At 72.5% G+C, this 17,829-nt stretch carries 13 protein-coding genes, 2 tRNA genes and 1 pseudogene; 7 read left to right on the top strand and 9 right to left on the bottom strand.

Features of this window, described 5'->3' with window-relative positions; translation table 11 throughout:
* Positions 1–4: 4 nt before the first annotated feature.
* A tRNA-Asn gene (locus CCN35_RS05035) sits at positions 5–77 on the bottom strand.
* A 5-nt stretch (positions 78–82) separates the two neighbouring features.
* Positions 83–155: transfer RNA gene (locus CCN35_RS05030), tRNA-Asn, on the bottom strand.
* Between the two features lie 146 nt (positions 156–301).
* Between CCN35_RS05030 and CCN35_RS05025 the strand changes: the two genes are divergently transcribed.
* The 4 genes from CCN35_RS05025 to CCN35_RS05010 all read left to right on the top strand — a co-directional run bounded on the left by CCN35_RS05025 (position 302) and on the right by CCN35_RS05010 (position 6,170).
* Complete coding sequence (locus CCN35_RS05025) at positions 302–613, top strand: YtxH domain-containing protein (RefSeq protein ID WP_086791663.1); 312 nt, start codon at positions 302–304, stop codon at positions 611–613.
* A gap of 191 nt (positions 614–804) precedes the next feature.
* Complete coding sequence (locus tag CCN35_RS05020; protein ID WP_067390140.1) at positions 805–2,259, top strand: xylulokinase; 1,455 nt, start codon at positions 805–807, stop codon at positions 2,257–2,259.
* Between the two features lie 255 nt (positions 2,260–2,514).
* The gene (locus tag CCN35_RS05015; protein ID WP_067390137.1) at positions 2,515–4,248 is read left to right on the top strand and encodes an ABC transporter ATP-binding protein; all 1,734 of its coding nucleotides are present in this window, start codon (positions 2,515–2,517) and stop codon (positions 4,246–4,248) included.
* The gene (locus CCN35_RS05010) at positions 4,248–6,170 is read left to right on the top strand and encodes an ABC transporter ATP-binding protein (RefSeq protein WP_086791653.1); all 1,923 of its coding nucleotides are present in this window, start codon (positions 4,248–4,250) and stop codon (positions 6,168–6,170) included. The genes CCN35_RS05015 and CCN35_RS05010 overlap by 1 nt, the downstream gene beginning before the upstream one ends.
* 91 nt (positions 6,171–6,261) lie before the next feature.
* On the opposite strand, the pseudogene CCN35_RS05005 reads toward CCN35_RS05010, so the two are convergent.
* From CCN35_RS05005 to CCN35_RS04990, 4 genes and pseudogenes are all read right to left on the bottom strand, one after another.
* A pseudogene (locus tag CCN35_RS05005) lies at positions 6,262–7,526 on the bottom strand (RNA polymerase sigma factor).
* Positions 7,527–7,640: 114 nt separating this feature from the next.
* Positions 7,641–9,557 carry a DNA primase gene (dnaG, locus tag CCN35_RS05000; RefSeq protein ID WP_067390126.1) on the bottom strand — a complete coding sequence of 639 codons (1,917 nt, stop codon included), beginning with the start codon at positions 9,555–9,557 and terminating at the stop codon, positions 7,641–7,643.
* A 55-nt stretch (positions 9,558–9,612) separates the two neighbouring features.
* On the bottom strand, positions 9,613–10,878 hold the full coding sequence (locus CCN35_RS04995; protein WP_067390123.1) for an NAD(P)/FAD-dependent oxidoreductase: 1,266 nt from the start codon (positions 10,876–10,878) through the stop codon (positions 9,613–9,615).
* Between the two features lie 155 nt (positions 10,879–11,033).
* Positions 11,034–12,461: a deoxyguanosinetriphosphate triphosphohydrolase gene (locus tag CCN35_RS04990; RefSeq protein ID WP_079129564.1), complete on the bottom strand. Its 1,428-nt coding sequence runs from the start codon at positions 12,459–12,461 to the stop codon at positions 11,034–11,036.
* A 204-nt stretch (positions 12,462–12,665) separates the two neighbouring features.
* On the opposite strand from CCN35_RS04990, the gene CCN35_RS04985 reads away from it, so the two are divergent.
* Entirely contained in the window at positions 12,666–13,352 is a 687-nt protein-coding gene (locus tag CCN35_RS04985; RefSeq protein WP_086791651.1) for a SanA/YdcF family protein, read from the top strand.
* Between the two features lie 38 nt (positions 13,353–13,390).
* On the opposite strand, the gene CCN35_RS04980 is transcribed toward CCN35_RS04985, so the two are convergent.
* Positions 13,391–13,795 carry a PIN domain nuclease gene (locus CCN35_RS04980; protein WP_067390117.1) on the bottom strand — a complete coding sequence of 135 codons (405 nt, stop codon included), beginning with the start codon at positions 13,793–13,795 and terminating at the stop codon, positions 13,391–13,393.
* Positions 13,792–14,043 (bottom strand): type II toxin-antitoxin system VapB family antitoxin, encoded by a 252-nt coding sequence (locus tag CCN35_RS04975; protein ID WP_067390114.1) that lies wholly within the window; start codon positions 14,041–14,043, stop codon positions 13,792–13,794. The genes CCN35_RS04980 and CCN35_RS04975 overlap by 4 nt, the downstream gene beginning before the upstream one ends.
* Positions 14,044–14,402: 359 nt before the next feature.
* Between CCN35_RS04975 and CCN35_RS04970 the strand changes: the two genes are divergently transcribed.
* Complete coding sequence (locus CCN35_RS04970) at positions 14,403–16,616, top strand: molybdopterin oxidoreductase family protein (RefSeq protein WP_086791650.1); 2,214 nt, start codon at positions 14,403–14,405, stop codon at positions 16,614–16,616.
* On the opposite strand, the gene CCN35_RS04965 is transcribed toward CCN35_RS04970, so the two are convergent.
* On the bottom strand, positions 16,519–17,013 hold the full coding sequence (locus tag CCN35_RS04965) for a gamma-glutamylcyclotransferase family protein (protein ID WP_067390107.1): 495 nt from the start codon (positions 17,011–17,013) through the stop codon (positions 16,519–16,521). The two genes, CCN35_RS04970 and CCN35_RS04965, sit on opposite strands and share 98 nt — an antisense overlap.
* A gap of 326 nt (positions 17,014–17,339) precedes the next feature.
* Between CCN35_RS04965 and CCN35_RS04960 the strand changes: the two genes are divergently transcribed.
* The coding region (locus CCN35_RS04960) for a hypothetical protein (RefSeq protein ID WP_086791661.1) at positions 17,340–17,829 on the top strand (490 nt) is incomplete at its 3' end.

Below are 17,829 nucleotides of genomic sequence, written 5' to 3'. Positions count from 1 at the left end.
CAGGCTCCCCCGACTGGACTCGAACCAGTAACCTGCCGGTTAACAGCCGGCTGCTCTGCCAATTGAGCTACGGAGGATCGAGCTCCCCCGACTGGACTCGAACCAGTAACCTGCCGGTTAACAGCCGGCTGCTCTGCCAATTGAGCTACGGAGGAATGCCTCGTTGCATCGAACGCACCTGCCTGGGTGTCCGCCAGGGGGCGAGCGGTCGCTGCGAGACATACATTAGCGCAAGCAGGGGGGTGCTCCGCCAACCAGTACCCCTGCGCGTGACCTCGAGGCAAGGGAAAGGGTGACCGTCATGCGTTACCGGCTCGCGTTCTTCGCAGGGCTCGCCGTGGGTTTCGTGCTGGGCGCGAGGGCCGGACGCGAGCGCTACGAGCAGATCAAGGAGTCCGCCCGGCGGGTCGCCCAGAACCCCGCGGTGCGCAACACCGCCGAGAGCGCCGCCCAGCAGGGCCGCCACTTCGCGGACAAGGCCTACCACACGGTCACCGAGAAGGTCGGCGACCGCGTTCCCGAGGCGGTGGCCCACCGTATGCGCGCCCTGCGCGAGCACGGCCCCAACGGCTCCCGCAACCGCGGGGACGACTGGGGCACGGACACCACGTGAACGACGTCTCGCGGGCAGCGGACGCAGCCGTCCCGCCGGCGCTCCGCCGGGCGCGGGACCGCCTCCCCGGCGCCCCTGCCGCACGGGCGCGTCCGGCCGCCGGGCATCCGCGCTCGTACCGCCGCGCACACCCCTGCGGTACCGGGCGGCCGTGACTCGGAGCGGCGCGGCGATACGGCAGAATTTTGGCCATGGGGATAGTCGCCGGGTTGGACAGTTCACCCGATTTCACTCGTATCGTCGTCTGCGACACGGAGACCGGCTCCGTGCTCAGGCAGGGATATGCCCCCCACCCGGTGGAAACCCCCCAGGGCGGTGGGCGTCCCGCCGACGTCGACCCGCAGGCCTGGCTGCTGTCCCTCGGGGAGGCCGCCGGCGGCGGCCTTCTGGAGGGCGTGCAGGCGATCGGCGTGTCGGCGCAGCAGAACGCGCTGATCCCGATCGACGGCCAGGGCATCGCCGTCCGTCCCGCGCTGGTCGGCGGCGACCGGCGGGCCCAGGTCGCCGCGGCCGATCTGATCGACGCGCTCGGCGGCCGCGAGGCCTGGGCGCAGGCGGTCGGCTGTGTGCCGCAGGCCTCGTCGCCGGTGACCAAGCTGCGCTGGCTCGCCAAGAACGAGCCCGAGGCCGCCCGGCGCACCGCGCTGCTGCTGCAGGCGCACGACTGGCTGGTGTGGCAGCTGCTGGGCCGTCCGCTGCGCCGCACCACCGACCGCGGCGGCGCCTCCGGCACCGGCTACTGGTCCGCCGCCACCGGCGCCTACCGCCCCGACCTGGTGGAGCTGGCGCTCGGCCATCAGGCCGCGCTCCCCGATGTGATCGGTCCCTCGGACGCGGCCGGCATGACCCCGGAGGGGCTGCTGATCTCGGCCGGGACCGGGGAGACCATGGCCGCCGCCTTCGGGCTGGGGCTGGGGCTGGGCGACGCCGTGGTGTCGCTGGGCGCCTCCGGCTCGGTGATGGCGGTGCACCCCGAGGCGCTGGTGGACCAGACGGGGATGATCACCTCGCTGGCCGACGCCACCGGCATGCACCTTCCGGTCGTGACCACGCTGAACGCCGTACGGGCCCTGCGCGGCACCGCCGAGCTGCTGGGCCTGCCCGATCTCGAGGCCCTGTCCGAGCTGGCGATGAAGTCCACGCCGGGCTCCCACGGCCTCGTCCTGCTGCCCTATCTGGAGGGCGAGCGCACCCCGAACCTGCCGCACACCGCCGGGACGCTCGTGGGTCTCAGACGCGAGTCCATGAAGCCGGAGCACCTGGCGCGGGCCGCCTTCGAGGGCATGCTGTGCGGCCTCGCGGACGCGCTGGACGTGCTGCGCGGCCGGGGGGTGGAGGTGCGCCGTGTCTTCCTGCTCGGGCAGGCCGCCGAGCTGCCCGCCGTGCAGGCCGCCGCGCCCTCGCTGTTCGGGGCGCAGGTCGTCGTGCCGCAGCCCGCGGACTACGCCGCGATCGGCGCCGCCCGGCAGGCCGCCTGGGCGCTCGGTGTGTCGCTGGGCACCCTGGATCCGCGCACCCCGCCGGTCTGGCAGGGCGCGGTCGCCCAGGTCCTGGAGCCCGGTGAGGACCTGGCGGTGGGTCAGGCGGTGCGGCAGCAGTACGTGTCGGTGCGCGAGCAGATCCATCCGGGAGCGTTCCGCGCGTGACCTTCCTCACGAAGGAAACCACCACACCGCCACAAAAGAACCCATGAGGGGGAATTCAGGACAAGCAGGTTCACTCGGACCGGTTCATCCGTGCGGTGGAGCGGGGAGCGCGGAGGCCGTCGGCCGGGCGGGGCCCGGTGACGGCCCCGGCCGGGTCGTGCGGGGTGCCCCGGCCGGGGTAACGCGGACGAAGCGCTCGACGATGGGCGCCAGGGGACACACCCGGTCCTCCTCGCCGACCCGAAAAGAACCAGCGTGCTCATACGACTTCTGCGAACCTATCTCAGACCGTACGGAAAACCTCTGGCCCTCCTGGTGCTGCTGCAGTTCCTGCAGACCTGCGCCACCCTCTACCTGCCCACGCTGAACGCCCGCATCATCGACGACGGTGTGGTCAAGGGCGACACCGGCTACATCCTGACGTTCGGCGCCGTGATGCTCGGCATCTCGCTGGCACAGGTGCTGTGCAACGTCGGCGCCGTCTACTTCGGCGCCCGGACCGCCGCCGCCCTCGGCCGGGACGTCCGGGCGGACGTCTTCGACCGCGTGCAGTCCTTCTCCGCACGTGAGGTCGGCCACTTCGGCGCGCCCTCCCTCATCACCCGTACGACGAACGACGTGCAGCAGGTCCAGATGCTGGTCCTGATGGCGTTCACCCTGATGGTGTCGGCGCCCATCATGTGCGTGGGCGGTGTCGTCCTGGCCCTCGGCCTGGACGTGCCGCTGTCGGCCGTCCTGGTCGCCGTCGTACCGGTGCTGGGCATCTGCGTGACCCTGATCGTGCGCCGGCTGCACCCGCTGTTCCGGTCCCTGCAACGGCGCCTGGACACGGTGAACCGGGTGCTGCGCGAGCAGATCACCGGCAACCGGGTGATCCGCGCCTTCGTCCGCGACGCGTACGAGAAACAGCGCTTCCGCAGGGCCAACGAGGACCTGACGGAGATGTCGCTGGCGACCGGCCGGCTGCTCGCGCTGATGTTCCCGCTCGTGATGACGGTGGTCAATGTGTCGTCCATCGCCGTGGTGTGGTTCGGCGCCCACCGCATCGACAGCGGCGGCATGCAGATCGGCGACCTGACCGCGTTCCTCGCCTATCTGATGCAGATCGTGATGTCCGTGATGATGGCCACCTTCATGTTCATGATGGTGCCGCGCGCGGAGGTGTGCGCCGAGCGCATCCAGGAGGTCCTGGACACCGACTCCAGCGTCGTTCCGCCCGCCGCTCCGGTGACCGGGCTGCGCCGCCACGGCCATCTGGAGATCCGCGGCGCCGGCTTCCGCTACCCGGGGGCCGAGGAGCCCGTGCTCAAGGACGTCGACCTGGTGGCCCGCCCCGGCGAGGTGACCGCCGTCATCGGCTCCACCGGCAGCGGCAAGTCCACCCTGCTCGGGCTGGTGCCCCGCCTGTTCGACGCGACCGAGGGCGAGGTGCTCGTCGGCGGCGTGGACGTCCGGACCCTGGACCCGAAGGTGCTGGCCAGGACGGTCGGCCTGGTGCCGCAGAAGCCGTATCTGTTCTCCGGCACGGTGGCCACCAACCTGCGCTACGGCAATCCGGACGCCACCGACGAGGAGCTGTGGCACGCGCTGGAGGTGGCGCAGGCCAAGGACTTCGTCAGCCGGCTGGAGGGGGGCCTGAACGCGCCGATCTCCCAGGGCGGCACCAATGTGTCGGGCGGGCAGCGCCAGCGGCTGGCCATCGCCCGCACGCTGGTGCAGCGTCCGGAGATCTACCTCTTCGACGACTCCTTCTCCGCCCTCGACTACGCCACCGACGCGGCCCTGCGCGCGGCGCTCGCCCGGGAGACGGCCGAGGCGACCGTCGTCATCGTCGCCCAGCGGGTGGCGACCATCCGGGACGCCGACCGGATCGTCGTCCTGGACGAGGGACGCGTCGTCGGCACCGGCCGCCACCACGAGCTGCTGGAGAACAACGAGACCTACCGGGAGATCGTGCTCTCCCAGCTGACGGAAGCGGAGGCTGCCTGATGGCCGGGCCGATGGGACGGATGACGGCCGGACCGGACAACCGGTCGCTGAACTTCAAGGTGTCGGGCAGACGGCTCGTCGCCCGGTTCGGACCCGAGCGGGTCACGGTCGGCGTCCTGGTGCTGTGCGTGGTCGTGAGCGTCGCGCTCAGCGTGATCGGACCGAAGATCCTCGGCAGGGCCACCGACCTGGTCTTCGCGGGGATCGTCGGCCGGCAGATGCCGGCCGGGCAGACCAAGGAGCAGGTCCTCGAGTCGCTGCGGGAACGCGGGCAGGGCGGGATCGCCGACATGCTCCGGAGCACCGACTTCACCCCGGGCCGGGGCATCGACTTCGACGCCGTCGCCGGGGTCCTGCTGCTCGCCCTGGTGACGTTCCTGGCGGCCGGTCTGCTGATGGCGGTGGCGACCCGGCTGGTGAACCGGGCGGTGAACCGGACCATGTACCGGATGCGCGAGGACGTGCAGGCGAAGCTGTCGCGGCTGCCGCTGTCGTACTTCGACAAGCAGCAGCGCGGCGAGGTGCTCTCCCGCGCCACCAACGACATCGACAACATCGGGCAGACCCTGAACCACACGATGGGCCAGCTCATCAACTCGGTGCTGACCCTCGTCGGCGTGCTCGCCATGATGTTCTACGTCTCCTGGGTCCTGGCCCTGGTGGCGCTGGTGACCGTGCCGCTGTCGTTCGTCGTCGCCCTGCGCGTGGGCAAGCGGTCGCAGCCGCACTTCGTGCAGCAGTGGCACTCCACCGGGGCGCTCAACGCGCACATCGAGGAGATGTACACCGGGCACACCCTGGTGAAGGTGTTCGGCCGGCAGGAGGAGTCGGCGCAGCGGTTCGCCGAGCAGAACCAGGCGCTGTACGAGGCGGGGTTCAAGGCGCAGTTCAACAGCGGCATCATGCAGCCGCTGATGATGTTCGTGTCGAACATCGGCTATGTGCTGGTCGCGGTCGTCGGCGGTCTGCGGGTGGCGTCGGGCGCGCTGTCCATCGGTGATGTGCAGGCCTTCATCCAGTACTCGCGGCAGTTCTCGATGCCGCTGACCCAGGTGGCGTCGATGGCGAACCTGGTGCAGTCGGGCGTCGCCTCGGCCGAGCGGGTCTTCGAGCTGCTGGACGCCGAGGAGCAGGAGCCCGATCCGGTGCCGGCCGAACGGCCCGGGAAGCTGCGCGGACGGGTGGAGCTGGAGCATGTGTCGTTCCGCTACGACCCGCAGAAGCCGCTCATCGAGGACCTGTCGCTCACGGTGGAGCCGGGGCACACGGTCGCGATCGTCGGCCCGACCGGCGCCGGCAAGACCACGCTGGTCAATCTGCTGATGCGGTTCTACGAGGTCACCGGCGGGCGGATCACGCTGGACGGCGTGGACATCGCGCGCATGTCCCGCGACGAGCTGCGCTCCGGGATCGGCATGGTGCTGCAGGACACCTGGCTGTTCGGCGGCACGATCGCGGAGAACATCGCCTACGGCGCCTCGCGCGAGGTCACCCGCGAGGAGACCGAGGAGGCGGCGCGGGCGGCGCACGCCGACCGGTTCATCCGTACGCTGCCCGACGGCTACGACACCGTGATCGACGACGAGGGCTCCGGGGTCAGCGCCGGTGAGAAGCAGCTCATCACCATCGCGCGGGCGTTCCTGTCCGACCCGGTGATCCTCGTCCTGGACGAGGCGACGAGCTCGGTCGACACCCGTACCGAGGTGCTGATCCAGAAGGCGATGGCCAAGCTCCGGCACGGCAGGACGTCGTTCGTCATCGCGCACCGGCTCTCCACGATCCGGGACGCGGACACCATCCTCGTGATGGAGAACGGGTCGATCGTCGAGCAGGGCTCCCACGACGAGCTGCTGGCGGCCGGCGGGGCGTACGCGCGGCTGTACCGGGCGCAGTTCGCCCAGGCGGTGGCCGAGGTCGACTGAAAGCGCGCGGAAGCCGCCGAGCGCACGGGGGGCCGCGGACGAGCGGCCCCCCCTTCCGGTCCGGGCGGGTCTCCCGGCCCGGACGGCCCGCTCAGTCCAGGTAGCCCCGCAACTGGTCGGCGTAGGTGTGGCCGCGGAGCTTGGTGAGGGTCTTGGACTCGATCTGGCGGATCCGCTCCCGGGTGACGCCGAAGATGCGTCCTATCTCCTCCAGGGTGCGGGGCCGTCCGTCGACGAGTCCGTAGCGGAGCTGGACGACCTTTCTCTCGCGCTCCCCCAGCGTGGACAGCACGGCCTCCAGGTGCTGGCGGAGCAGCAGGAACGCCGCCGACTCCACGGGCGAGGCGGCGTCGCCGTCCTCGATGAGGTCGCCGAGGGCCACGTCGTCCTCGTCGCCGACCGGGGCGTGCAGGGAGACCGGCTCCTGGGCCAGCCGCAGCACCTCGCTGACCCGTTCGGGCGGCAGGTCGAGATGGGCGGCCACCTCGCCGGGGGTCGGCTCGTGGCCGCGCTCCTGCAGCATCCGCCGCTGCACCCGCACCACCCGGTTGATGAGTTCGACGACGTGCACGGGCACCCGGATGGTGCGGGCCTGGTCCGCCAGGGCCCGGGACATGGCCTGACGGATCCACCAGGTGGCGTAGGTGGAGAACTTGTAGCCGCGGGTGTAGTCGAACTTCTCCACGGCCCGGATGAGTCCGAGATTGCCCTCCTGCACCAGGTCGAGCATGGTGAGCCCGCGGCCGACGTACCTCTTCGCCACGGACACGACAAGCCGCAGATTGGCCTCGATGAGGCGGCGCTTGGCCATCCGGCCCATCACCACGAGCCGGTCCAGGTCGAGGGCGAGCCGGCTGTCCAGGTCCGGGGTGCTGTTCAGCTTCTCCTCGGCGAACAGTCCGGCCTCCACGCGCCGGGCGAGGTCGACCTCCTCGGCGGCGGTGAGCAGCGGGATGCGGCCGATCTCCCGCAGGTACTGGCGGAACAGGTCGGAGGAGGGTCCGCCGCCGCTCTCGGTGCGCGGGACGGCCGGCTCGAGGGGCTCGGGGGGCTCGGGCGGAGCCGTCCCGGGGTGGTGCGCGGCCCGGCTCTGCGCGGGGACGGCCGCGACGGCATCGATCCTCGGGTCCGGGGCCGGCCCGTCGACGCCGAGGCCGGCGGGGGTGTCGGTGTGAACGAGGGTCTGGGTCTGCACGGGGGCGACCTCCAGGATGATCGCTGCTGGGATGGGCAGCAGCGGTACTCGGGGGGCGGAGCCGGCGGCCTCGCCGCTGTCCGTCCCGTACGGGAGGAGCGAAGCCGCGGGAATGCGGACCCGTGGGGGACGGTTCGGCCGCGCTCCGAGGACTCAGGCACCGACCCCAGTGTGGAGTACGACACATCACGGCCACGAGAGTCGTGCGGCGACTTTTTGCGTCCCGCTCGTGACAGGCCGGCCGTCCGGGCCGCATCCCGCGGCCCGCGGCCTCCTCACAGGGCTGCCGCGCCCCGCTCGCGCAGTGCCTGGTCGTACTGCTGAAGGACCCACAGCTCGTTCTGGACGGAGGCCAGCTGGGCGGGGTCGCCGCCGGTGCTGAGGCGGGCCACCATGCTCTGCAGCTCGCGGACGCGGCGTTCGACCGCACGGCGGCGGACCGTGACCAGCTGGGCGCCGGCGTAGGCCTCGTCGACCTCCCCGCGGATCAGGATCGCCTCCACCGCCAGCTCCGTGACCATCGCGCGGACCGTGTCGTCGGGGGCCGCCTCACGGACGCGGGCGAGGTACTCCTGGGGGTCGCTCACACCGTGCTCCGCACCGCCCGCGTCCAGGATCGCCTGGCGCACGGCGGCGTACGGCGGGGCGGTGAACTCGTCGACCCCGTAGGCGTCGAACGCGGGGGACACCAGCTCCGGGCGCTGGAGGGCCAGCTTCAGCAGCTCGCGTTCCGTGGCGTACACCGGGTTGCGCAGATTGAGCGCCGGGCCGCGGAAGGCGGGCCGGGCGGTGGCGTACGACGGCGGGGGCTGGGGTCCCCGCTGCCGCCGGTCCGGCGCGGGGCCGCGCCCGCCCCGCTCACGCGCCCAACGGGCCAGCTGGGCCACCCGTCTGACCACGAATTGGGTGTCGAGGATGCCGAGCAGCCCGGCGAGCTGGACCGCGACCTCGTGCTGGGCGCCGCTGTTCTTGATCCGGGCCACGACCGGCGCCGCCTCGTCCAGGGCGGCGGCCCGGCCGGCCGGGGTGTCGAGGTCGTAGCGGGAGACGATCTGACGCAGCGCGAACTCGAAGAGCGGGGTGCGCGGTTCGACCAGGTCGACGACCGCCTCGTCGCCCTTGGCCAGCCGCAGGTCGCAGGGGTCCATGCCGTCCGGGGCGATGGCGATGTAGGTCTCGGCGGCGAACTTCTGGTCCTCCTCGAAGGCGCGCAGCGCCGCCTTCTGGCCGGCCGCGTCCCCGTCGAAGGTGAAGATCACACGGGCCGAGCCGTTGTCCATCAGCAGCCGGCGCAGGATCTTGATGTGCTCGCTGCCGAAGGCGGTGCCGCAGGTGGCGATGGCGGTCCTGACGCCGGCCAGATGGCAGGCCATGACGTCGGTGTAGCCCTCGACCACGACCGCGCGGGAGGTCTTCGCGATCTCCTTCTTCGCCAGGTCGATGCCGTACAGGACCTGGGACTTGCGGTAGATCGGCGTCTCGGGGGTGTTCAGGTACTTCGGGCCGCCGTCCTCCTCGTACAGCTTGCGCGCGCCGAAGCCGACCACCTCGCCGCCGATGTCGCGGATCGGCCACATCAGCCGGCCGCGGAAGCGGTCGATGGGGCCGCGGCGGCTCTCCTGGGCCAGACCGGACAGGAGCAGCTCCTTGTCGGTGAAGCCCTTGCCGCGCAGAAAGCGGGTGAGGTGGTCCCAGCCCCGGGGGCTGTAGCCGACGCCGAAGTGGACGGCGGCGGCCTGGTCGAAGCCGCGCTCGGCGAGGAAGATCCGGCCGGCCTCCGCCTCGGCCGAGGTCGCGAGCTGCTCGGCGTACCACTCGGCGGCCAGCCGGTGCGCCTCGATCAGACGGATGCGCTCGCCGCGCTGGTGGGCGGGGTTGTAGCCGCCCTCCTCGTAGCGCAGGGTGATGCCGGCCCGGGCGGCCAGCCGCTCGACCGCCTCCGAGAAGGAGAGGTGGTCGATCTTCATCACGAAGGTGATGGTGTCGCCGCCCTCCTGGCAGCCGAAGCAGTGGAAGAGTCCCTTGCTCGGGCTGACCTGGAAGGACGGCGTCTTCTCGTCGTGGAACGGGCACAGGCCCTTCAGGTTGCCCCCGCCCGCGTTGCGCAGCTGGAGGTACTCGGACACGACGGCGTCGATCGGGACCGCGTCCCGGACCGCCTTCACGTCCTCGTCGTTGATCCGTCCTGCCACGCCTGAAGTCTACGAAAGCCGGTGGTGCCCCGATCCGGTCGTCCGGCCGTCCCGGTCACGGGGCCAGGCTCTCCAGCGGAACGTGCGGGTCCGCCAGCGCCTCCGTGTCCACCTGCGCCTTTGTGCGGATCAGATGCTGGATCGGCTCCGTGACGCCCCATACGTTGACGTTCATTCCGGCGAGCACCCGGCCCTCCTTCACCCAGAAGGCGATGAACTCGCGCTTTCCGGCGTCCCCGCGGATCACCACCTCGTCGTACGACCCCGGCGGCGCCCATCCGCTGTACTCCATCCCCAGGTCGTACTGGTCGGTGAAGAAGTAGGGCACGCGGTCGTAGACGACCTCCCTGCCGAGCATCGCGCGGGCCGCGGCCGGGCCGCCGTTGAGCGCGTTGGCCCAGTGCTCCACCCGCAGCCGGGTGTCGAACAGCCGGTGCGGGAAACAGGCCACGTCGCCGGCCGCGTAGATGTCCGGGTCGGAGGTGCGCAGCCGTTCGTCCACCACGATGCCGCCGCCGTGGGCCCGGTCGGCCAGTTCCAGGCCGGCCGCCTCCGCCAGGGCGGTGCGCGGCGCGGCGCCGATCGCGGCGAGCACCTCGTGGCAGGGGTGCTCCTCGCCGTCGTCGGTGCGGACGGCGAGCACCATGCCGTCCTGGCCGACGATCTCGGTGAGCCGGGTGCCGAAGCGGAAGCGGACGCCGTGTTCGCGGTGCAGCTCGGCGAAGAGCTGGCCGAGCTCGGGGCCGAGCGCGTGGTGCAGCGGGGTGGCGGCCGGTTCGACGACGGTGACCTCGGCGCCGTAGGCGCGGGCCGCCGCCGCGACCTCCAGGCCGATCCAGCCGCCGCCCGCGATCACCAGATGGCCGTTGTCCCGGCCGAGGTGGGCCAGGACGTTCCTCAGCCGCTCGGCGTGGGCCAGACGGCGCAGGTGGTGGACGCCCATCAGGTCGGTGCCGGGGACGTCCAGGCGGCGCGGCTCGGCGCCGGTGGCCAGCAGCAGCTTGTCGTAGCGCACCTGGGTGCCGTCCTCGCCGTAGTGGACGGTCTTCGCGGTCCGGTCGATGGCGTCGACCGTCTGGCCGAGGTGCAGTTCGATGTCGTTGCGTGCGTACCAGGCGGGCTCGTGCACGAAGACGCCGCCGCGCTCCTCCTTGCCGAGCAGGTAGCCCTTGGACAGCGGCGGACGTTCGTAGGGGTGGTCGCGCTCGTCGCAGACGAGGATCACCCGGCCGGTGAAGCCCTCCGCGCGAAGGGTCTCGGCCGCCTTCGCACCGGCCAGGCCTCCTCCGATGATGACGAATGTCTGATCCGCGTCGACCACGTGTTGCCTCCTCGTCGGGGTGCCGCCACTTGCGAGCGTCCCGCACGGAGCGGGTCACGGGAAGGGGGAGTGGCCCGATCAGGCCATGGATGGCCGCATGTGTCTCAGTACTTTCATCTGATATCGATATGAGCGCTGCTCTTGTCACGTTCTCGTCATGCACGTCCCGTCAGCCGGGCGTGCAAGGAGCGGGCGGAGGCGTCGGTCAGGGAGGCGATCTGGTCGACGAGCACGCGTTTGCGCGCCCGGTCGTCGCCGGCCCGGTCGAACAGGGCGCGGAACTGCGGGTCCAGGTCCCGGGGGGCGCGCGCGGTCAGCGCCTCGGCGAGTTCGGCGACCACGATCCGCTGGTCGGCGCGGAGCCGCTCCTGCTCGGCGCGCTGCATGACGTACAGGTCGGCGACGGCCTTGAGGACCGCGCACTCCATCCGGGTGGCCCTGGGCACGACGAGCTCGGCGCCGTACCGCGTGAGGCGCGTGCCGTCTCCCCCGGGGCCCGAACGGCCCGGACGCCGTCCCCACCTGTCCCGGGTGGCCCCCTCGGCGGCCAGGCAGAAGCGGCCGATGAGCTGGCTGGTGGCGTCCTTCAGCCGGGCCTGGGCGATCGCGGAGCCGTCGTACCCGTGCGGCCACCACTCCTGGGCCAGGAGCCGGTCGAGGGCCTCGGCCAGCTCCTCGGTGTCGGTGCCGGCCGGGACGTAGCGGCCGACGGCGACCGCGAAGACCGCCTGCCGCTCGGGCCCGGAGTGCAGGACCCGGGGGTCGATGTGGCCGGCGTGCAGGCCGTCCTCCACGTCGTGCACCGAGTACGCCACGTCGTCCGCCCAGTCCATGATCTGGGCCTCGAAGCAGGTGCGGGTGCCGGGGGCGTCCTTGCGCACCCAGTCGAAGACCGGCCGGTCGTCCTCGTAGACGCCGAACTTGGGCGAGTCCGGGTCGGTGGGGTGGGCGCCGCGCGGCCAGGGGTACTTGATGGCGGCGTCGAGGGAGGCGCGGGTGAGGTTGAGACCGACGCTGACCGGCTCGCCCGTCTCCGGGCCGGGGACGAACCGCTTGGGCTCGAGGCGGGTGAGCAGGCGCAGCGACTGGGCGTTGCCCTCGAAGCCGCCGCAGTCCTCGGCGAACTCGTTCAGCGCCTGTTCGCCGTTGTGCCCGAAGGGCGGATGGCCCAGGTCGTGGGCGAGGCAGGCGGCCTCGACGAGGTCCGGGTCGCAGCCGAGGGCGGCGCCCAGCTCGCGGCCCACCTGGGCGCACTCCAGCGAGTGGGTGAGCCGGGTGCGGGGGCTGGCGTCCTGGGCCTGGACGGGGTCCTCCCGCGTCCAGGGACGGCCGGGGATCCGGGGGAGCTCCCCCGGCGTGACCACCTGTGTCTTTCCCGCCAGCCGCCTGAGCGCCGCGGAGTGCAGCACCCGCGCGCGGTCGCGCTGGAAGGCGGTACGGCCCGGCCGCTTGTCCGGCTCGACGACCCATCGCTCGACGTCCGCGCTCTCGTAGCCGGGCGGCAGCACATGGTGCTCGTACGACCGGGCGGCCCGCTCGTACGGCCCGGCCGCTCCGGATGCGTTCCCTTCCCTGCGTCCCATGCGTCGACAGTAAGGGCACACACCGGCATTCGGGACATCACGTTCCGTTTCCGCCGGGCCGGTGAACCGGGCCGGCGCGCGCCGCGTCCTTGTTCTCGGCGTCGTTCTCGGCGTCGTTCTCGGCGTCCCCGCCGTCCTTGTCGAGCCCGCCCGAGCCCGTCGAGCGACGCCCGCCCGAGGCCGTCCGGGAAAGGAGACCGTCCGATGCGCCGACCGTCGTGGACACGACCGCGTCTGCCGCGTACCCGTGCCGGGCGCCGGCGGCTGGCGCAGACGGTGATGGCCGTGTGCGTGCTGGCGCTGCTCCCGGCGGCGTGGACGCATGTCACCGCCGGTGACCGGCTGCGGACCACGGCGGATGCGCCCCGCACCGAGGTGGCCGTCGTCTTCGGTGCGGGCCTGCGGGACGGCAGGCCGTCGCGGTACCTGGCGCACCGGCTGGACGCGGCGGCGAGGCTGTACCACGAGGGCCGGGTCGAGGTGCTCCTGGTCACCGGCGACAACAGCCGCGAGGACTACGACGAACCGGACGCCATGCGCGCGTACCTGATCAGGCGCGGCGTGCCGGGCATGCGCATCGTGAGCGACTACGCCGGCTTCGACACCTGGGACTCCTGCGTCCGGGCGAAGAAGATCTTCGGCGTGGACCGTGCGGTTCTGGTCACCCAGGATTTCCACGTCCGGCGGGCGGTCGCCCTGTGCCGGGCGGCGGGCGTGGACTCCTACGGCGTTGGGGTGCCCGCCGAACACGACCTCACCTGGTACTACGGCGGCACCCGCGAGGTGTTCGCGGCGGGCAAGGCGGTCCTGGAGGCCGTGTTCCGGCCGGACCCGACCTTCCTGGGGCGCAAGGAGCACGGCGTCGCCCGAGCACTGGCCGACGCCCGCTGAGGCCCGGCTCACAGCGGGCCCACGAAACCAGCTCGCCCTCACTCCACGATCCGGCGCACGGGCTGCCCCGTGACGCGGGCGATGACCTCGAAGTCGGCATCCTCGTGGAGCACGGTCAGTTTGTAGTGCTGGGCAGTGACCGCCACCAGGAGATCGACCGGGCTCGCACACTGATGCCGGCCGCGGTCGGCGAGGTCGCGCTGCAGTGCGGAGGCGTCCTCCCAGGCGGAGTCCCGCATCGCGTAGTACGGAAAGGTTTCGTGGAGCAACCCCTCCGCCTCGTAGTACGCGGGGCGACCGCCGACCGCCCGCAGATACTCCTGCCGCACTGGCTCGCAGAGTCCGACCAGACCGGAACAGACGGCCTGGTCCCACTCCGCCCCGCTCTGTCCCCGGTAGAAGCGGATCAGTGCGCTGGTGTCGACGAGAAAGAGCTCCCTCACGCGGCGTGATGCTTCCCGTCGGCACCGGACACACCGGGACGGGGTTCCTCGGTTTCCTCGATCGCCGCCAGGTCGATCTCTCCTGCGGCGACCATCTGCCTCATCCGCTCCACAGCGGCCGCTCGTCTCCGCCGGTCCGCGACCTCCCTGAGCGCGGCGTTGACCGTGTCCTTCTTCGTCGTCGTGCCCAGAAGGCGCGCGGCCTCGGCAAGCGCCTCGTCGTCCAGGTCGATCACGGTGCGGCTCATGGCGCCTCCCGACGGGCATATATAAACTTCTCAAAGAAGATATCACGCAGGGGTGCATCGACCTCAAAAGACCACGTCAGACGCGTGCACGGCCCGGAGGTCACCCCGGGCAGGCCGCTCTCCCGCCCCCCGGTTGTCCGTCCGGCCTCCGCGCCCTGCCCTGTTGCGGTTCTCCCGGCACCGGTCAGCACAGGCGTCGGGATCCGACGCGCTCCGGCCGCTCGTCCGGCTCGACGGCCCATCGCTCGACCGCTGAAGCCCGGCTCACAGCGGGCGGGGGAGGGCGGAGAGGCCGCCGCCACGTCCTCGTAACAGCGGGCCGACCGGCGGCGTAACACGGCCGGCGCAGGCTGAGCGGCATGCAGAGCTCCCCCACGCCCACGCACTGTCCGTACTGCGCGCTGCAGTGCGGGATGAACCTGACGCCCGCCCCCGGCGGGGGCGCGGAGGTGACCGAGCGCGCGGACTTCCCGGTGAACCGGGGCGCGCTGTGCGGCAAGGGCCGTTCCGCGCCCGCGGTGCTCTCCTCCCGGGTGCGGCTGACCTCGCCGCTGGTGCGCTCGGGCGACGGCACGCTCGTTCCCGCCGGCTGGGAGGAGGCCCTGGACCGGATCGCCGGGGCGCTCGCCCGCATCCGTGCGCAGCACGGCCCGGACGCCTGCGGGGTGTTCGGCGGGGGCGGGCTGACGAACGAGAAGGCGTACGCGCTCGGCAAGTTCGCGCGCGTGGTGCTCGGCACCTCGCAGATCGACTACAACGGCCGCTTCTGCATGTCGTCGGCGGCAGCGGCGGTGACGAGGGCGTTCGGCCTGGACCGGGGGCTGCCCTTCCCGCTGGCGGACATCCCGAGGACCGGGTGCGTGATCCTGGTCGGGTCCAACCCGGCGGAGACGATGCCGCCGTTCCTGCGGTACTTCACCGAACTGCGCGAGAACGGCGGCACGCTGGTCGTCGTCGACCCGCGCCGCACCCGCACCGCCGAACAGGCCGATCTGCATCTGGCGCCCCGCCCCGGCACCGACCTGGCCCTCGCTCTGGGCCTGCTGCACCTGGTGATCGCCGAGGGCCGCACCGACGAGGCGTACATCGCGCAGCGGACGACCGGCTGGGAGGAGGCGCGGGCGGCGGCCATGGCGTACTGGCCGGAGTACGTGGAGCGGGTCACGGGGGTGCCGGTTCCGCAGCTCCGCGAAGCCGTGAGGATGTTCTGCGAGCCCGCATCGGCGATGGTGCTGACGGCCCGCGGCCCCGAGCAGCAGTCCAAGGGCACCGACACGGTGGGCGCGTGGATCAACCTGTGCCTGGCGACCGGCCGGGCGGGCCGCCCGCTGTCCGGGTACGGCTGCCTGACCGGGCAGGGCAACGGGCAGGGCGGGCGCGAACACGGCCAGAAGGCCGACCAGTTGCCCGGCTACCGCAAGCTGACGGACCCGGCGGCGCGACGGCACGTGGCCGGGGTCTGGGGCGTGGACCCGGACAGCCTGCCGGGTCCGGGACGCAGTGCCTACGAGCTCCTGGACGCGCTCGGCACGGACATCCGCGCCCTGCTGCTGATGGGCTCCAACCCGGTGGTGTCCGCGCCGCGCGCCGCGCATGTGGAGCAGCGGCTGCGGTCGCTGGACTTCCTCGCGGTGTGCGACGTGGTGCTGTCCGAGACGGCGGCGCTCGCGGACGTCGTCCTGCCGGTCACGCAGTGGGCGGAGGAGACGGGCACGGTCACCAGTCTGGAGGGCAGGGTGCTGCTGCGCCGCCGCGCCCTCGCCCCGCCGGACGGGGTCCGCAGCGACCTGGAGGTCCTGCACGAACTGGCCGCCCGTCTGGGCGTGGAGAAGGGCTTCCCCACCGATCCGGAGGAGGTCTTCGACGAGTTGCGCCGGGCGTCGGCGGGCGGCCCGGCGGACTACTCCGGGATCACCTACCGCGAACTGGCGCGGGAGAACGGCGTGTTCTGGCCGTGCCCGGCGGGGGCGGAGCCGGACGACCCGGAGGACGCCTGCCTGGACGTGTACGCACAGGACCCGGCCGGGGACGAGGACTTGGACGACCCGGAGCCGCCCGGCACCCCCCGCCTCTTCCTCGACCGCTTCGCCACCGAGGACGGCCGCGCCCGGTTCGCCCCCGTCTCGCACCGGCCGGGCGCCGAGGAGCCGGACGAGGAGTATCCGCTGCTGCTGACCACCGGCCGGGTCGTCGCCCAGTACCAGTCGGGCGCCCAGACCCGGCGCGTCGACGAGCTGAACGCCGCCGCTCCCGGCCCCTTCGTCGAACTGCACCCGCGTCTGGCGGCACGCCTGGGCGCGGCCGAGGGGGACCTGCTGGCCGTGGTCTCACGGCGCGGGCGGGCGGTGGCCCCCGCCCGGATCACGGCCGGCATCCGCCCGGACACGCTCTTCATGCCCTTCCACTGGCCGGGCGAGGGCCGGGTGAACACCGTGACCAACCCGGCCCTGGACCCGGTCTCGCGCATGCCGGAGTTCAAGGTGTGCGCGGTGCGGGCGGAGGTGGTGGAAACGGCAGCGGACGGGCGGCCGGCGAGGGCCGGTTCCGCAGGGTCCAGTCCCCGCCCTCGATGAGCCTGCCCGCGGCCCGCAGCCGGGCCGTGACGGACGGTCCGGCGAAGTACACCCAGGCCCGGACGGCCGCGCCGTCGCTCTCGCGGACGACCTCGCGCTCGACCCGCTCGTAGAGGCTGCGCGGGTCGCCGGGCACATGGCCCTCCAGCCGGTCCAGGGAGGTGAGCACCTCCCCGTACTTCTCCGGCAGGACGGTCATGAGTTCGCCGCGGACCACTCCGCCGGGCTCCTCCACGGCGTACGGGTAGCCGGGGCCGTCGTAGAGCACCGCGCCGGCCAGCCGGGCGGGCTCCGCGGAGCGGATGCGGCCGCGCAGGAACACGCCGTGGTTGCCCTCGCCGGAACGGAGGGTGCCGTAGACGAAGAACGGGAGCGGTGCGGGCGTCGGAGGCGTCACGGAAACGATTCTCTCCCCTCGTGCCCCACGGGCGGCCCACGCCCCGCTCCTGGAGGACGGGCCGCGGGCCGCGGGCCTCACACCCGGGTCCCGCACCCTTCCGGGTGGTTCCGGCCTTCTGCCAGCACGGCGGCCTTGACCTGCTGAAACAGCCGTCACAAGCCGCTGGGGAACGGAGTGCGCAGCACCCGTTCATCCTATTTCTGACGCCTCTTCAGAGAGCGGAAGCGGACGCGGGCCAGTTACCTCGAAAGGGCAGGGCGCAACCGACGGCGGCACACGCGGTGCCGCGGGACGTGCCCGTTGCAGAGCCCGGAGGAAGACCGATGCGACGTACCGCCGCCCGCCCGCCGGCCGGGGCCATGGCCGGGGCCGCGCTCGCCGTCGTCGCCGTGGGCGGTCTGGCAGCGCCCGCCCATGGAGCGGAGGGCGGCGGTCTGGAGGTGTACCCGTACTCGGTCGTCCCGGGCGGCCATGTCACGGTGAACACCAAGGGGTGCGGCGAGAAGGCGGCCGCGGCGGGCGACGCCAGCGCGGTCGGCGCGGGTGCCTTCATGCTGACGCCCAGCTCGCGCGCGGGCGAGGCGGTCGGACAGTTCCAGGTGCCGGAGAGCGCACAGCCGGGGACGTACGAGATCGTCGCCCAGTGCGCCGACGGCGACCGGGAGGTCAGGGGCGACCTGGTGGTCACGCTGACCGCCGCGCAGGGGCAGGTCCAGCCCCGTGGAAGTGTGAAGACGGGGGTCGGTGGTGCGCTCGGCACCGACCCCGTACGAACCGCGGCCGGCGTGGCGGCGCTCGCCGTCGCCGCCGCGG

It is taken from the genome of Streptomyces thermovulgaris (assembly GCF_002155915.1).
In the GTDB taxonomy this organism is placed as follows: Bacteria; Actinomycetota; Actinomycetes; order Streptomycetales; family Streptomycetaceae; genus Streptomyces; species Streptomyces thermovulgaris.
This window is presented reverse-complemented; position numbering and strand designations above follow the sequence as displayed.

What these genes read in the sequence shown, in the direction of transcription:
- CCN35_RS05025 (WP_086791663.1), top strand. Translation starts at nt 302, where the DNA reads ATGCGTTACCGGCTCGCGTTCTTCGCAGGGCTCGCCGTGGGTTTCGTG.
- CCN35_RS05020 (WP_067390140.1), top strand. Translation starts at nt 805, where the DNA reads ATGGGGATAGTCGCCGGGTTGGACAGTTCACCCGATTTCACTCGTATC.
- CCN35_RS05010 (WP_086791653.1), top strand. Translation starts at nt 4,248, where the DNA reads ATGGCCGGGCCGATGGGACGGATGACGGCCGGACCGGACAACCGGTCG.
- CCN35_RS04990 (WP_079129564.1), bottom strand. Translation starts at nt 12,461, where the DNA reads ATGGGACGCAGGGAAGGGAACGCATCCGGAGCGGCCGGGCCGTACGAG.
- CCN35_RS04985 (WP_086791651.1), top strand. Translation starts at nt 12,666, where the DNA reads ATGCGCCGACCGTCGTGGACACGACCGCGTCTGCCGCGTACCCGTGCC.
- CCN35_RS04975 (WP_067390114.1), bottom strand. Translation starts at nt 14,043, where the DNA reads ATGAGCCGCACCGTGATCGACCTGGACGACGAGGCGCTTGCCGAGGCC.
- CCN35_RS04970 (WP_086791650.1), top strand. Translation starts at nt 14,403, where the DNA reads ATGCAGAGCTCCCCCACGCCCACGCACTGTCCGTACTGCGCGCTGCAG.